This is a genomic window from Longimicrobium sp., from assembly GCA_036389795.1.
Classification (GTDB): domain Bacteria; phylum Gemmatimonadota; class Gemmatimonadetes; order Longimicrobiales; family Longimicrobiaceae; genus Longimicrobium.
This window is the reverse complement of sequence record DASVWD010000056.1, coordinates 1-15,346: the sequence shown is the minus strand read 5'-3', so window position 1 is coordinate 15,346 and position 15,346 is coordinate 1. Positions and strand designations below refer to the sequence as shown.

The 15,346-nt window shown below is 74.7% G+C and carries 11 protein-coding genes; 9 read left to right on the top strand and 2 right to left on the bottom strand.

Features of this window, described 5'->3' with window-relative positions:
* The 8 genes from VF746_06670 to VF746_06635 all read left to right on the top strand — a co-directional run.
* A partial coding sequence (locus VF746_06670) for a 6-bladed beta-propeller (protein HEX8692082.1) occupies positions 1-1,020 on the top strand: 1,020 nt, incomplete at its 5' end.
* Between the two features lie 85 nt (positions 1,021-1,105).
* Positions 1,106-3,181: a thioredoxin domain-containing protein gene (locus VF746_06665; protein ID HEX8692081.1), complete on the top strand. Its 2,076-nt coding sequence runs from the start codon at positions 1,106-1,108 to the stop codon at positions 3,179-3,181.
* A 269-nt stretch (positions 3,182-3,450) separates the two neighbouring features.
* Entirely contained in the window at positions 3,451-3,879 is a 429-nt protein-coding gene (locus VF746_06660; protein HEX8692080.1) for a hypothetical protein, read from the top strand.
* A 151-nt stretch (positions 3,880-4,030) separates the two neighbouring features.
* Complete coding sequence (locus VF746_06655; GenBank protein ID HEX8692079.1) at positions 4,031-5,590, top strand: Xaa-Pro aminopeptidase; 1,560 nt, start codon at positions 4,031-4,033, stop codon at positions 5,588-5,590.
* Positions 5,563-6,678, top strand: a complete 1,116-nt coding sequence (locus tag VF746_06650) for a dienelactone hydrolase family protein (protein HEX8692078.1) — start codon at positions 5,563-5,565, stop codon at positions 6,676-6,678. Before VF746_06655 ends, VF746_06650 begins: the two co-directional genes overlap by 28 nt.
* Positions 6,675-7,130 carry a hypothetical protein gene (locus tag VF746_06645; protein HEX8692077.1) on the top strand — a complete coding sequence of 152 codons (456 nt, stop codon included), beginning with the start codon at positions 6,675-6,677 and terminating at the stop codon, positions 7,128-7,130. The genes VF746_06650 and VF746_06645 overlap by 4 nt, the downstream gene beginning before the upstream one ends.
* A 93-nt stretch (positions 7,131-7,223) precedes the next feature.
* On the top strand, positions 7,224-8,036 hold the full coding sequence (locus VF746_06640; GenBank protein HEX8692076.1) for a DUF429 domain-containing protein: 813 nt from the start codon (positions 7,224-7,226) through the stop codon (positions 8,034-8,036).
* Between the two features lie 222 nt (positions 8,037-8,258).
* Positions 8,259-8,753 (top strand): outer membrane beta-barrel protein, encoded by a 495-nt coding sequence (locus VF746_06635; protein HEX8692075.1) that lies wholly within the window; start codon positions 8,259-8,261, stop codon positions 8,751-8,753.
* A 381-nt stretch (positions 8,754-9,134) separates the two neighbouring features.
* Here VF746_06635 and VF746_06630 read toward each other — a convergent pair whose 3' ends face one another.
* Together VF746_06630 and VF746_06625 are read right to left on the bottom strand one after the other, a co-directional pair.
* Entirely contained in the window at positions 9,135-9,920 is a 786-nt protein-coding gene (locus VF746_06630; GenBank protein ID HEX8692074.1) for a gamma-glutamyl-gamma-aminobutyrate hydrolase family protein, read from the bottom strand.
* 211 nt (positions 9,921-10,131) lie between these two features.
* Entirely contained in the window at positions 10,132-11,601 is a 1,470-nt protein-coding gene (locus tag VF746_06625) for a diguanylate cyclase (protein ID HEX8692073.1), read from the bottom strand.
* Positions 11,602-12,092: 491 nt separating this feature from the next.
* On the opposite strand from VF746_06625, the gene VF746_06620 reads away from it, so the two are divergent.
* Complete coding sequence (locus tag VF746_06620; GenBank protein HEX8692072.1) at positions 12,093-15,068, top strand: serine hydrolase; 2,976 nt, start codon at positions 12,093-12,095, stop codon at positions 15,066-15,068.
* Positions 15,069-15,346 lie beyond the last annotated feature (278 nt).

Here is a 15,346-nt window from a genome sequence, read left to right as displayed (position 1 = left end):
GTGGGGGCCCCGGGGGGGGGCGGGGGGGGGGGCCACCACGGGGGCGGGCCGGCCGGCTTCGCGCAGATCAGCTCGGTGCTGGCGGACGACTCGGGGTTCGTCTACGTGGCCGATTTCGAGGCGCGGCAGATCCACGTCTTCGACGGGTCCGGGCGGCACGTGCGCACCATCGGGCGCGAGGGGGCCGGCCCCGGCGAGTTCCGCTTCCTCGTCTCGCTGGCCTGGATGGGCGACACGCTGGCGGCGCTCGACCCGGTGAACACGCGCATCGCCCTGCTCTCGCGCGACGGCCGCCCGCTGGGCGCGTGGCCGTACCCGCCGCTCACCGGCAACCCCACCACCATCCGCCTGTTCCGCGCCTCGGACCACGAGTTCCGGGCGCGCGTCGCGCGGCCGGCCCGCGACGGGAGCATGCAGCGGCTGTACGTCCGCTTCACGCCGCAGGGCGCGGCGGACACCGTCGCCTCGCCCGCGTCCGCCGCGGGGCAGCAGGCCGTCGTCTGCCGGGTCCAGGCCGGGCTATCGGTGTTCGAGGTCCCGTTCCGCTACCCGTCCGTGCTGGACTTCTCGCCCGACGGCGCCGCGGCGGTGGTGGAGGGCGACGACTACCGCATCGCGTTCGTGGGCCCGCGCGGCGACACGCTGCGGACGGTGACGCGCGAGTACGACCCCGTGCGGGTCACCGACGAGGAGTGGGAGCGGGAGACCGAAGGGTTCCGCCGCTTCCGGCGCGCGGCGCCCGGCGCGCGCTGCGACCCGCCGTCTCCCCCCCGCCCCGCCGCGAAGGACGCCATCCGCTGGCTCATGTTCGCGCCCTCGGGCGAGATGTGGGTGGAGGCCACCACCCCCGGCGGCTTCGCCTGGGACGTCTTCGGCGCCGACGGGCGGCTGCTCGGCTCGCTCCCCGCCCCCGAGCGAGCGCCGGGCGTGCCGCCCTACGTGCGCGGCGACCGCCTGTACGTGGTGCGCGCCGACAGCCTGGGCGTGCAGTACGTGGACGTCTACCGAGTTCGGAGGTAGTGAGCGAAGTGACTCGCCGCCGGTACGTCCCTTGCCGCCGCGGATCGGCTCCCGTCGCGTGTTCCCCGTCACCGGCCCAAGCCCGATGCCCAACCGCCTGGCGAACGAGACCAGCCCGTACCTGCTCCAGCACAGGGACAACCCGGTGGACTGGTACCCCTGGGGCCCCGAGGCGCTGGAGCGGGCGCGCGCCGAGGACCGGCCGATCCTGCTCTCCGTGGGCTACTCGGCGTGCCACTGGTGCCACGTGATGGAGCACGAGTCGTTCGAGGACCCGCAGACGGCCGCGCTCATGAACGAGCGCTTCGTGAACGTGAAGGTGGACCGCGAGGAGCGCCCGGACATCGACTCGATCTACATGACCGCCGTGCAGCAGATGACCGGGCACGGCGGCTGGCCGATGACCGTCTTCCTCACCCCCGACGGCGCGCCGTTCTGGGGCGGCACCTACTTCCCCCCCGAGCCGCGCCACGGGATGCCCTCGTTCCGCCAGGTGCTGCTGGCGGTGAGCGAGGCCTGGCGCGAGCGCCGCGCCGACGTGGACAAGGGCGCCGCCGAGCTGGGCGCCATGCTGCGCGAGAGCCACGCCGTGCGCCCGCCGGCGTCGGAGCTCGACCCGTCGATCCTGGACCGCGCCTTCTACACGCTGGCGGCGCGCTTCGAGGGGCGCTGGGGCGGCTTCGGCGGGGCGCCCAAGTTCCCGCAGCCGATGGTGCTGGAGTTCGTGCTGCGCCAGTGGAAGCGGAGCGGCAACCCCGACGCGCTGCGGATGGCCGACTTCACCCTGCGCAGGATGGCCGGCGGGGGGATGTACGACCACGTGGGCGGCGGCTTCGCGCGCTACAGCGTCGACGCCAGGTGGCTGGTGCCGCACTTCGAGAAGATGCTGTACGACAACGCGCTGCTGGCCCGCGCCTACCTGCACGCCTGGCAGGCCACGCACGACCCGGAGCACCGCCGCGTGGTGGAGGAGACGCTGCTCTGGGTGGAGCGCGAGATGACCTCGCCCGAGGGCGGCTTCTTCTCCGCGCTCGACGCCGACAGCGAGGGCGAGGAGGGGAAGTTCTACCTCTGGACGCCGGACGAGGTGGACGCGCTCCTCGGCCCCGGCGACGGCCCGCTCTTCCGCCGCTACTACGACGTGACCGAGGGCGGCAACTTCGAGGGAAAGAACATCCTCCACACCGACGAGGCGATGGAGGACGTGGCCGAAGACGCCGGCGTGACGCTCGAGCGGCTGCGCGAGGTGGTGGAGCGCGGCCGCGGCGTGCTATACGCGGCGCGGGCGAAGCGCGTGTGGCCGGGGCTGGACGACAAGGTGCTCACCGCCTGGAACGCGATGATGCTGCACGCCTTCGCGGAAGCCGCGCGCGTGCTGGAGCGGCCGGACTGGCTGAAGATCGCTGTCGCGAACGCGGAGTTCCTGCTGCGCGCGCTCCGCCCCGAAGGCCGCCTGCTGCGCACGTACAAGGACGGCCGGGCGAAGATCGGCGCGTTCCTGGAAGACCACGCGCTCCTGGTGGACGCGCTGGTCGCCGTCTACGAGGCCACCTGGGACCCCCGCTGGGTGCGCGAGGCGCGGTCCCTCGCCGACGCGATGCTGGATCTGTTCTGGGAAGACGGCGAGGGCGTCTTCTACGACACCGCCCGCGACGCGGAGGCGCTGGTGGTGCGCCCGCGCGACGTGTTCGACAACGCCACGCCTTCGGGGAACTCCGCGGCGGTGATGGCGCTGCTGCGGCTGGGCGAGCTGGCGGGCGAGCCGCACTACACCCGCGTGGCCGCGCGCGTGCTGGCGCAGATGGGCGAGCTGCTCACGCGCGTCCCCGTCGGCTTCGGCTGGCTGCTCTCGGCGCTCGACTTCCACCTGGCCACCCCGACGGAAGTCGCCTTCGTGGGCGAGCCGGGGCGCGAGGACACCGACGAGCTGGTGCGCACCGTCTCGCGCGCCTACCTGCCGAACGTCGTGCTCGCGCTGCGGCGGCCGGGAGAGGGAGAGGAGGTGTCGGAACTCATCCCCCTGCTGGGGGGTCGAAGCGCCCTTGATTCGAAGGCGACCGCCTACGTGTGCGAGCGCTACACCTGCAAGCTCCCCGTCACCGAGGCGCGCGCCCTGGCCGAGCAGCTCGGGATCGGCGCTCCGGCAGGCGCGGGCGGCTGAAGCCGCGGCAACAACGGCAGAAAGCCTCGCAAACTACGCGAGGCTTCAACCGACGCATGGGGCAAGGTCTGCTCGCCCCTGCCAGGGTTCGCGCCGAACCCCGCGGCTGCGCACGGGTGGCGGCCCCGCAGCCTCCGCAGGAGGCTTCCTGCAGTTGTTGCCGCGGCTTCAGCCGCCCCTGGCACCCTGGCACCCTGGCACCCTGGCACCGCAGCTTGCCCCGGGCACACCCACCCGGCAGAATGCATCTGTTCACCGGAGGGACGAAGATGCGCCGCCTTCCGCGCCTGCTCCTCCCCGCGCTCCTGGGGTGCGCCATGCCGCCCGACGTCACGCCCGGGCCCGACCCGCAGCTCGCCGTGGAGCTCAGCTCGCGGCCCGTGCAGTCGCCCGACGACGAAGACTGGGCGCGGGCCACGGGCGGCCAGGGCCGGATTTCCGTCGAGGGCTCGATCACCACGCCCACGCCGTGCTACACGCTGGCGGGCCGGGCGCGGCGCGACGGCCGCACGGTGACGCTCACCGTGGCCGCCGAGCGGAAGGAGGGCGGCTGCATCCAGGTGATCGCCGGCTTCCGCTACGACGCCGCCGTGCGCGGCCTCCCCGCCGGCGCGTACACGCTGCGCGTCCAGCACACCTGGGCTGGCACCGGCTGGGAGACGCGGACCGCGGCGGAGACTCAGGTGGAAGTCAGATAAACCCGAGTACGAAAGTACGAGAGTACGATAACGGCACGGTCGCGTACGGACCCGTGCTCTGGAGCCCGGGCCTCTCGCCGTCCCCCGTACTTTCGTACTTCCGTACTCTCGTACTTTCGTACTTCTTTCCAACCCCGAGCCCCGAAGCACGATGCGAACCCGCACCACCCCGCTCGCCGCCGTCCTGACGCTCGTCCTCGCCGCGGGGGCGGCGTCCGCGCAGGGGCCCGTGCCGCCGCCGGAGGGCGCCGCCGACGCGTGGACCGTCCCTGCGACGCCCGCGCCCGCGCCGATCTCGGCCGAGGAGCACGCCCGCCGCCGCGCCGCGCTGGCCCGGCGCATGGGCGACGGCGTGCTGGTGATCCTGGGCGCCGAGGAGCCCGAGGCCGACTACATGACCTTCGCCCAGAGCTCGCCCTTCCGCTACTTCACCGGCGTCACCGAGCCCGGCGCGGCGCTGGTGATGGCCAAGCAGGGCGAGAGCGTGCGGGAGATCCTCTTCGTGCTCCCCCGCGACCCCTCGCGCGAGGTGTGGGAGGGCTCGCGCCTGGGCGCCGAGCGGGCCCAGGCGCTCACCGGCATCCCGGCGCGCACCACGCGCGCGCTGGAGCCCACGCTCGACTCGCTCCTGGCCCGGCAGAAGCAGCTCTTCATGATCTCGCCGCTCACCAGCGACGGCGGCAGCAGCGAGTACCTGCGCCCCGACCAGGAGTTCGCCGCCGCGCTGGCCAGGAAGCACGCCGGGCTGCAGGCGCGCTGGCTCGACGACCAGGCGTTCGCCCTGCGCGCCGTCAAGTCGCCCGCCGAGCTGGCCCTGCTCCGGCGCGCCATCTACGTCACCGTGCTGGCCCAGCGGCAGGCGATGCTGGCGGTGGAGCCCGGGATGAACGAGTTCGAGATCCACGCGCTCATCGAGGGCACCTTCCGCCGCCACGGCGCCGAGCGCCCCGGCTTCGGCAGCATCGTGGGCTCGGGGCCGAACTCCACCACGCTGCACTACCGCAGCGCCGACCGCTTCATGCAGGCCGGCGAGACGCTGGTGATGGACATCGGCGCCAGCTACCGCGGCTACACGGCCGACGTGACGCGCACCGTCCCCGTGAGCGGCCGCTTCACCCCCGAGCAGCGCCAGGTCTACGAGATCGTGCTGGCCGCGCAGAAGGCCGCCGAGGCGCAGGCCCGCCCCGGCGCCAACCTGGGGACGCTCTCCGGCACCGCCCTGCGGGTGATCGCCGAGGGGCTCGCCCGGCTGGGGCTCATCGAGTCGCCCACCGCCACCTACGAGTGCGACCGGGGGCAGTGCCCGCAGTTCTACCTCTACTACATGCACGGCCTGGGGCACGGCATCGGGCTCGACGTGCACGACCCCGAGCCGGCGTACCCGGCGTACGGCGGCCGCTTCGTGGTGGGGAGCGCCTTCACCATCGAGCCCGGCATCTACGTGCGCTCGGACGTGCTCGACTACCTCTCCGACACGCCGGCGAACCGGGCGCTCAAGGCGAAGCTCGGCCCCGCCGTGCGCCGGTACGCCAACATCGGCGTGCGCATCGAGGACGACTACTTCATCACCGGGAACGGGGTGGAGCGCGTGAGCGAGGGCGCCCCGCGCGAGATCGCCGAGATCGAGGCGCTGATGGCGCGCGACGGCCACTGGAACCGCGACCGGCGCCCCGGCGTGGTGGAGTGGTACCGCGGCACCTCGCCCCGGTGAGGGCCGGCGCGGGGATCGGCCGGACGCTCCTCCCCGCCGCCCCGCTCGCGCTGCTGGCCGGGTGCGCCCACGCGCTCCCGCCCGCGTCGGCGGACCGGCTGCTGGACGCGCTCTTCGCCCCGCCCACCGCCGAGGAGGTCGCCGCCGTGGAGGCCGAGTGGGCGGGGCGCGACACCGGGGCGCACGGCTACCGGGTGGAGCACGAGCGGCGCGACGGGCGCTCCGGCCGCACGCTGGTGGTCTCGCACACCGTCGGCGGAGTCCGCCACTACGGCGCCGTGCGGGTGCCGGACGGGGCGGCGGGCCCGCTCCCGGTGCTGGTGATCGCCCACGGCGGCGAGGGGGGCGCCACGGCGTACAACTTCTTCCACAGGGGGCCGCTGGCCGAGGGGTGGGTGCAGGTGCTCCCCTCGTTCCGCGCCGAGCCGCTGCGCCTGACCCCGCTGCGCGCCTGGCGCTCCGGCGGCCGCCCCAGCCCCTGGGACCGCGACGTGGACGACGCGATGGCGCTCCTCTCCGCCGTCCTGGCCCACGTCCCCGAGGCGGACGGCGGGCGGGTGGCGGTGTTCGGGCGCAGCCGCGGGGCGGGGGTGGCGCTGCTCATGGCGGCGCGCGACCCGCGGGTGAAGGCGGTGGTCGACTTCTACGGCCCCACCGACTTCTTCCTCCCGCACGTGCGCACGCTGGCCGGCCGCGCCCTGCGCAGCAGCCTGCCGCGGCTCCCCGGCGCCGGGTACCTGGCCGACAGCGTGCTCTTCGCGCTCCGCGACGGGCGCACCACGGTGGCCCGGGCGCGGCTGGAGCTGCTGCGCCGCTCCCCGGCATACTTCGCGCACCGCCTCCCCCCGGTGCAGGCGCACCACGGCACCGCCGACGGCAAGGTCCCGGTCGCCCACGGCGACCGGCTGCACGCGGCGATGGCGCGAGCCGGGACGACGGCCCCGCGGTGGGAGTACCACCGCTACGCCGGCGGCGGCCACCACCCCGGCTCGCTCCCCGGGAGCTACCGGCGGGCGGAGGCGTTCCTGGGCCGCGTGGCCGGGCGCGGCGCGGCGGCCCGGACCGGCACCACGGGAGGGAGACGATGAGCGCGGTCCCGTTCACCCTCAGGCGGCAGGAGCTGACGTCCGCCGCGCTGAAGTGGGAGCAGGTCGACACCGTCGTGCGCGGGCTGCTGCGCCTGGACGACGACGATCTCGTCTTCCAGTGGCGCGAGGAAGCCAGCGTGCAGCGCTGGGGTGGAGGCGGAGGCTACTCGCGGGAGAAGAGCGAGTCGGAGGTGATGGAGAAGCGCGTCCCGCTCGCGGCGCTGCGCTCGGCGCGGCTGAAGCGCCGCTGGTGGCTCCTCGCCGACCTGGCGCTCGCGGCGGCCGACCTGCGCGCCTTCGAAGGCCTTCCCGGCGGACGGGGGAGCGAGCTCGTGGTGCGCGTCGCCCGCGCGGACCGCTCCGCCGCCGCCGACCTGGCCTCCGGCATCGAGCTGGCGCTGGCCGACCGGCTCCTGGCCGCCCCCGCGCGTGGCGCCCTCGCCCGCGGATGATCCGTTCGACAGATTGATGCCCGACAGCAGCGGCCGGCGACCCTCCGGCCGCTTCGCGTTGGGACCCGACCCCATCTCCTCGACCGCTCCGCGATGCCAGGCTTCCGGTACTTCGGCGGGATCGACTTCTCCGGCGCGAAGGAGCCGCTCTCCAACCTCTGGGCCGCCGTCGGCGCCGAGCGCGAGGGGAAGCTGCACGTCGTCTCCCTCTGCCCGCTCCCCTTCCGCGAGGACCTGCGCGCCTACGTGGCCGGGCACTGGCGCGGGCCCGCCGGCGCGGGCGACGGCGACGCGGTCCTCTGGGGCGCCGACTTCCCCTTCGGCGTCCCGGAAGAGGCCGCGCGGCGGATCGCGGGCGAGCGCCGGCCGAGCTGGGCGGGGACGGCGGCATGGATCGCCGACCGCCCGCCCGACGAGGTGCGCGGGGGGCTGATGGACCTGCAGAAGACGCTGCGGCGCTGCGACACCGGCGGCGCGCTGGCGCCCTTCGACATGCGCCTCTACCGGCAGACGGTGGAAGGCATCCGCTGGCTGCACGAGCTGCGCGACGCGGCCGACGTCTCGATCCTCCCCGAAGCGCCGAGCCCGGACGCGAAGACGGTGGTGATCGAGGTCTACCCCTCCGGCGCCGCGAAGGAGCTGGGGATCCGCGGCAGCCGCGTCCCCACCCGCGCGGGCGAGATCCGCGCTCGCCCGGCGGCGCTGCGCCCCTTCCTCACCTTCGACAACCCGTCGCTGGAGGCGATCGCCTGCACGCTGGAGGACGCGCGCGACGCCTGCATCGCCGCCCTGGTGGCCTTCCTCTGCCGCGACGACCTGGACCAGCCCCGCCGGCTGGGGCGCGTCCCCGGGGAGACGCTCGCGCTCGAAGGGTGGATCTACCGCCCGCCCGCCGCGCTCGGCTGACGCTGCCGCTGCGCTGGGACACGGCGCGTCCCCGGGCGGAGACAGGAAGCGCGGGCGGCGGGTCAGGCGCGGACGCCGCAAGCCGTTCCTCCGGATGGAGATAGGCCGTATCCCCGGACGGGACCGCCGGTTGCTGTCGTCCCCCGCGCTTCCGCACCCGGTGCGGGCATCCGGACGGCCGCGGACGCGGCCCGGCGCAACTCCGAGAGAGGAACCACAGCCATGAAGAAAGCCTTTGCGGGTCTGCTCGCCGCGCTCGTGCTCGCCTGCGGGGCGGAGCGCGCCGCCGCGCAGGGGACGCTGCCGCTCAGCTTCGGCGTCCGCATCGACGCCGGCATCCCCGTGGGCGACACCGACGACGTGCTGGAGACCGGGTTCGGCTGGGGGCTGGAGGCGGCGTTCGACCTCACCCCCACCTTCGCCCTCTACGGCGGCTACTCCAGCTTCAGCTTCGACATCACCGACACCGACGTGGAGGCCGACTTCGACGGGTTCGAGGCGGGCGGCCGCGTGCTGCTGGGCACCGGCGGCGCCGTGTGGACGCCGTACGCGCAGTTCGGCGCGCTCTTCCACGAAGACGAGGTGGGCTTCGAGGTGGGCCTCGGCGCCGACTACCCCGTCGGCAACGCGCTCTCGCTCACCCCCATGGCGCGCTTCCGCAAGATCGAAGACGTCCAGTACGTCACCCTCGGCGTGGGCCTGAGCGTCCGGCTCTGATCCTCCGGCGAACGGCGAAAAGCCTCACACGGAGTCAACGGAGTCAACAGAGGAACCCGCAGTTCTCCGTTAACTCCGTTTCCTCCGTGTGATACACGTTTCCGAGCATTGTTCTGGTTCGCGAGAAACAGATTGGCATCACACAGAGGACACGGAGGACACGGAGAGAACTTCAATCTCTCCGCTGTTCCTCTGTGTTCTCTGTGCCCTCTGTGTGAGACCTTTTCAGGGCTGATATCCGAACGATTCCCTGCGAAATGGTATGATACCCCCGCAGTGCGAAGTGCGAAGTGCGAAGTGCGAAGTGCGAAGTGCGAAAGCAAAGGGGACAGCCGCGAAGTCTGCCGGCTGTCCCTGTAACCTGTCCCCTGCAGTCGCGGTTCAGTCCGCGGGGGCGAAGGCGCTCTCGGGGGCTGCGTCGCCGACGCGCTCGGCGAGCTCGCGGGCGGCCTGGACGAAGGCCCAGAAGAGCCGGCGGTCGGGGTCGCGCTCGTCGGCGGGAGACTGGGCCTCGCCGCGCTCGGGGTGCCACTGCACGCCGTAGAGCCAGGGGTGCTCCTTCCCCTCGACGCCCTCGACCAGCCCGTCTTCCGCCCAGACGGTGGCCTCCAGCGCGGGCGCCAGCCGGTCGACCCCCTGGTGGTGGAAGGAGTTGATGAAGAGGTCGCCGGTGCCGAAGATCTCCTCGAGCCCCGAGCCGGGCCGCACGGTGGCGTGGTGCCAGCGGTGGGTGACGGGGGCGTCCTGCTCGTGCAGCAGGTCGCGGCCGCGCTGCGAGGGGAGGTCCTGGTAGAGGGTGCCGCCGAGCCCCACGTTCAGGAGCTGCATCCCCCGGCAGATGGCGAGCACGGGGATCTCGCGGCGCAGCGCCTCGGCCAGCGCGGCGAGCTCGATCTCGTCGCGCGCCGGGCTGACGGTGCCGAGCTCCGGGTGGGGCGCCTGGCCGTAGCGCGCCGGGTCCACGTCTTCGCCGCCGGTGAGCACCAGCCCGTGCGCGATCCCCACCAGCCGCGCCACCGACTCGGGGTCGTGCCCCGGGGTGAGCAGCACCGCCGTCCCCCCCGGCTCCTCGACCGCGGTGACGTACTGTACGTTGAGACGCACGGAGGGGAGCCCGTACGAGCCCCCCGGCGCCAGCGTGGTGGTGACGACGATCAGCGGACGCACTCGCTCTCTCCCCGTTTCCGAATCGATCCGTCCGGCGCGTCGCACGATCCGCGCCCGGCCCGTGTCTCCGGCAACGCGGATGGATACGACGAAGCCCCTCCCCCCGTTCCGGGTGGAGAGGCTCTCCCTTTCCGCGGCGGGTGCGTGACGACGACCGCCCTCACCCACCGGTCACGCACTCACGCACTTATTTCGCACTTCGCACTTCGCACTACCCCGCCACCTCCGCCATCCCCGACATGCACACCCGGTCGCGCCCGCGCTGCTTGGCCTGGTAGAGCGCCGCGTCGGCCGCGGCGATCAGCTCGTCGGCGGTGAGCGCGTAGGTGTCGGGCCACGAGGCGATCCCCGCGCTCAAGCTGGCGCGCACGGCGGTGCCCCCGAAGACGAAGGGGATGGCGGCGAACTCGGTGCGGGCGCGCTCGGCCAGGCGCAGCGCCCCGGCGGCGCCGGTGCCGGGGAGCACCACCACGAACTCGTCGCCGCCGTAGCGCCCCGGGCGGTCGTGGCTGCGGAGCGAGCTCTCCGAGCGGAGCCAGGAGCCCAGCGCCTTCAGCACCGTGTCGCCCGCGGGGTGGCCGAAGGTGTCGTTGATCTCCTTGAAGCGGTCCAGGTCCAGGATCACCACCGAGAGCGCCTCGCCCCGCTCGCGCGCCAGGTGCAGCTCGGCCCGCAGGTACTCCTCCAGCGCGCGGCGGGTGGCCACGCCGGTGAGCTGGTCGGTGTTGGCCAGGTCGTGCAGCTGCTGGCGCTGCTGCATGAGCCGCTCGAACACCTGCACCCGGCCGCACGCCTGCACGATGGCCTCCACCACCCGGTCGGCCAACTCGGCGGCCTCCTCGCCCAGGGCGGGCTCGTCGACCGTGGCGCGCTCCACGAACAGCCCCGTGACCGTCTCGGTGACGGGGAAGGGGACCACGATCACCGACTGCAGCGGGCGCTCCAGCCCGCGGCGGGCCCACTCGTCGCGCACGCCGTCGAAAAGGGGCGAGGCGCCCACGTCGCGCACGCGCACGGGGCGCCCCGTCTCCAGCGCCTGGCGGATCTCGGGGTAGAGGGCCAGGTCCAGCCGGAGGTTCTCGCCGAAGCCGGGGTCCGACGAGGCGGCCACGCGGGCCGTCCGCTCGCCGCGCTCCACCACCAGCACCGAGCAGCGCGAGACGCCCAGCACCTCGGCGGTGCGCGAGGTGACCAGGTGGAACATCTCGTCGGCGCTCACCACGCGGTTCAGCTCGCGGATCAGGTCGATGGCCTGCAGCCGCATCCTGGCCTGCTCGCGGGCGCGCCGCAGCTCCCGGTTGCGGGTGACGTGCGAATCGACGCGGGCCAGCAGCTCGTCGAGCCGGAACGGCTTGGTGAGGAAGTCCACCGCCCCGTCGCGCAGCGCCGACACGGGAAGGGCGCCGTCGTTGGTGGCGGTGATCAGCACCACCGGCACGTCGGCCCAGCGCTCGTCGCGCCGCAGCGCCCGCAGCACGTCCAGCCCGCTCATCTCCGGCATCATCACGTCCAGGAGGAGCAGGTCGGGGGCGGCGGGGGCGTCGTTCAGCAGCCGGAGCACGGCCCCGCCGTTGGTGGCGGTCTTCACGTCGTAGCCGCGGGCCTTGAGCGCCCTGTCCAGGCCGAGCAGGATGGAGGGGTTGTCGTCGGCCACGAAGACCGTGGCGGCAGCCTGGCTCATTTTCGTGTCGTTCGATCCGGGTCCGGGGCGCTCCGCGGCGCGGAGCGTTCCGGCTCTATGTGTGTCACCCGCGGGCTTCTGTCGCTGGGAGAAGGGCGGCGTGGCGTCGGTCCGGCGGGAGCGCGGCTCCTGCGGAAGGAACCGCGCCGCGCGTGCGCAGTACCTCGCGCAGACGTGCCGTGCGGCTCCTCGCCACACGGCGCCGCTGTATACACCGGCAAAAGCCAGACCAGAGCCGGGACCGCACATTTCCGCGTAGATGCTGGGGTTCCGGTACCTACAGACGTTTCCCGATGCGGCACCCGTGTCCCAGGCTGGTACAGCGTTGCCCCAGCGCCGCCGGTCCGGTTCCTGCCGGGCGAAGTGCAACGTCCCGTGCGTCCCACCCCCGCCACGGGTGGGCGGCGGGGGATCGCCCCGGCCACGCCGCTCGCGTCTTGTCGACCATTCGCTCCCGCGTTTCCGCTCTCCCGCCGTCCCCGCGCGCGCGGGTGCGCCTGTGCCTGCTCGCGCTCGCGGCGGCGCTCGCGGCATGCGCGCGCGGCGAGCCCGCGTCGCCGTGGAGCGAGGCGCGGCTCGCCCGCCTGACGCTGCGCCAGAAGGCGGCGCAGCTGGTGGCCGCGCGCGCGGGCCCCGCGGCGCCCTCCGACACGGCGCTGGCGCGGCTCAGGCGCTGGGTGCGCCTGGGCGGAGGGCTGGAGCTGGCCGGCGGGAGCGCCACCGCCTGGAGCGCGCGCGTGGCCGAGCTGGGCCACGGCGCCCCGCTCCCGCCGCTGGTGGCGGCCCGCGCGGAGCGGGGGCTCGTGCCGCGCTTCGCCGACGCCACGGAGCTGCCCGCGCCGGCCGCGCTGGCCCTCGCGGGCGACCGGGAGCTGGCGGGCCAGGTGGCCGCCGCGGCCGCCCGGGAGGCGCGCTCGCTCGGCGCGCACCTCCTCCTCCTCCCCGGTCCCCCGCTCCCGGCCGCGTCAGGACCGTACGCGACGCCGTACCTGGCGCCGGATGCGCCGGGGGTGCTGGGGGCGTACCTGGCCGCGCTGGGGAAGGAGGGGGTGCTGGCGGGCGTCACCGCCTTCGCGCCGCCCGGCCCCGCCGACTCCCTGGCGCCCGTCGTCCGCTGGGACCGCGCGGCGCTGGAGGTGGCGCAGCTGGAGCCGCTGCGCGCGGCGGCGCGGGCCGGGGCGGCGGTGGAGCCGGCCTTCGTCGCCCTCCCCGCGCTCACGGGCGACGCGGCGCCGCTGCCCTTCTCCGGGGTGGCCGTGCAGGGCGTCTTCCGCCGCGACCTGGGGTTCTCTCTCGTGGTGGCCGACGTCGGCCCGGAGGCCGCGATCGGCCGCCGCTTCGGGGCGGTCTCCGCCGCGCTGGCCGCGGTGGCGTCGGGGGCGGACCTGGTGGTGGGCGCGCCCGACCCGGAGGCGCTGGTGGACTCGCTGGTGGCGGCCGTGCAGGCGGGGCGGATCTCCCGCGAGCGGATCGACCGTGCGGCGCGGCGGGTGTTCGCGGCGAAGGCGCGCGCCGGGCTCGGCCTGCCGAGCGCCGACAGCGTCCGCCCGCCGCTGCGCTCCGCCGGGGCCGCCGCCACGGCCGCCGCGGCGCTGGAGCGCACGCGGCTGGCGTTCGGCGCCGAAGCGGGGCGGGCGCTGGCCGGCTGCCGCAAGACGGTGCTGGTGACCGGCCCCACGGGCGAAGCCGGCGTCCTCTCGGGCGAGCTGGCGCGGCGCGTCCCCGGGCTGCTGCACCTGCAGGCGCGCGCCGTCGCCCGCCGGGGGCCGCTCTCGCGCCTTCCCGGCTGGCCGGCGAACGACGCGGACTGCGTGGTCGCGGCCGTCTTCCCCGGCGCGCCGCTCCCCGTCGCCGACCGTGTGGTTCCCCCCGTCCCCCGCCCCGCGCCGCGGCGCCCCGCGGCTCCGCCGCAGACCCGGCGTCCCGCCACGGGCCGGCGGGGGACGCAGGCGCGCCGGCCCCCGCCCCCGCCCCCGCCGCCGCGCGACACGGCGGCCGAGCGCCGGGCGCGGCGGGACAGCGTCGCCTTCGTGCGCGACACCACCTCGCGGCGGATCGTCCACGTCGCCTTCGCGCCCGAGGCGGCCGATCCCCCCGCCGGGGCCGCGTCCGCGCTCGTGGTCTGGGGGACGGGGAAGGCGGCGCAGCGGGTGGCGGCGCGCTGGCTCGTCGGTGGGGGCGAGGCGGCGGGGGCGGACGGGGCGGGCGAGGACGGCGGGGAGGCGAGGCCGGCCCCGCGCGCCGCCTGGCCCCCGGCGCGGACGCTGGTGCGCGCGGCCCCGCGCGAGGCGGGGATGAGCGCCGACTCGCTGGCGCGGGTCGACCGGGTGATGCGGCGGGCGCTGGACGGCGGCGTCTTCACCGCCGGCGCCGTCGCGGTGGGGCGCGGCGGGCGGCTGGTGAAGCTCACCGGCTACGGGCGGACGAGCGGCCGTCCCGTCGACCCGGCGTCGACCCTGTTCGACATCGCCTCGCTCACCAAGGTGGTGGGGACGACCGCGGCGATCATGGCGCTGGTGGAGGACGGCGAGGTGCGGCTCGACGCGCCGGTGCGCCGCTACGTCCCCCAGTTCCGCGGCGAGGGGAAGGGAGACGTCACCATCCGCCACCTGCTCACCCACACCTCCGGCCTCCCCGCGGGCGACGACCTCTTCGGCGGGACGGCGAACCCGGACGAGGCGCTGCGCCGGGTCTACCGCACCTCGCTGGACGCCGAGCCGGGGAAGCGGGTGCTGTACAGCGACTTCGGGATGATCCTGCTGGCCGAGGTGGTGCGCCGGCGCGCGGGGGAGCCGCTCGACCGCTTCCTGGCGCGGCGCGTCTTCGTCCCGCTGGGGATGGAGCGGACGCTGTTCGACCCGCCGGTGCTCTGGATCGACCGCACGGTGCCCACGGCGCAGCGCTCCGAGCGGCCGTACGTGCTGGACGCCGTGGTGCACGACGGCAACGCCTTCCGGCTGGGCGGCGTGGCGGGGCACGCGGGGCTCTTCTCCACCGCCGAGGACCTGGCCGTCTACGCGCAGGCCTGGCTGAACGGCGGGGCGTACGGCGCGCGCCGGGTGTGGTCGCCCGCGACGGTGCGCACCTTCGCGGCGAAGCAGGAGGGGGCGGGGACGCGCGCGCTGGGGTGGGACACGCCGGCGCGTGCCAGCTCGGCCGGGGGATGGGTCTCGGCGCGCTCGTACGGGCACACGGGCTACACCGGCACCTCGCTGTGGATCGACCCCGAGCGCGGCCTGTTCGTGGTGCTGCTCACCAACCGCACGTACGCCACGGGGACGTCGGGGCAGATCTACGACCTCCGGCGCGCGGTGGCCAACGCGGCCGCGCGCGCCATCACCGACGCGCAGGTCCGCCCGCGCCCCGGCACCCCCGAGGCCGAAGCCGAAGCCGCCCGCCAGCGCGCCAAGTCAAAGCCGAAGCGCCCGCCGCCCCGCCGCCCGCGCGGCGGCCGCCGGCGGGGGTGAGGTCGTCCCCGAATCCCGGACAACCAGCCGGAGCTGCCCGCCGTCCAGATACTCATGTCTGTGATACTATTGTTGGATTGAGTATTCATGCCAGTTTGCAGAGAATCGTTCAGGTATCGGCTCTGAAAAGGATCTCATCCTTGGTTATTCGCCTGAAATCAGCATTGGAGGGCATAGAACGAAAGAACCCATGTCGCATCTTCTTGAGCCGCGGTAAGATGGGTGGTGTCGAAGCAACCATCCGTCCGCGAACCCTCGAAAGCACGACATGGGTGAAG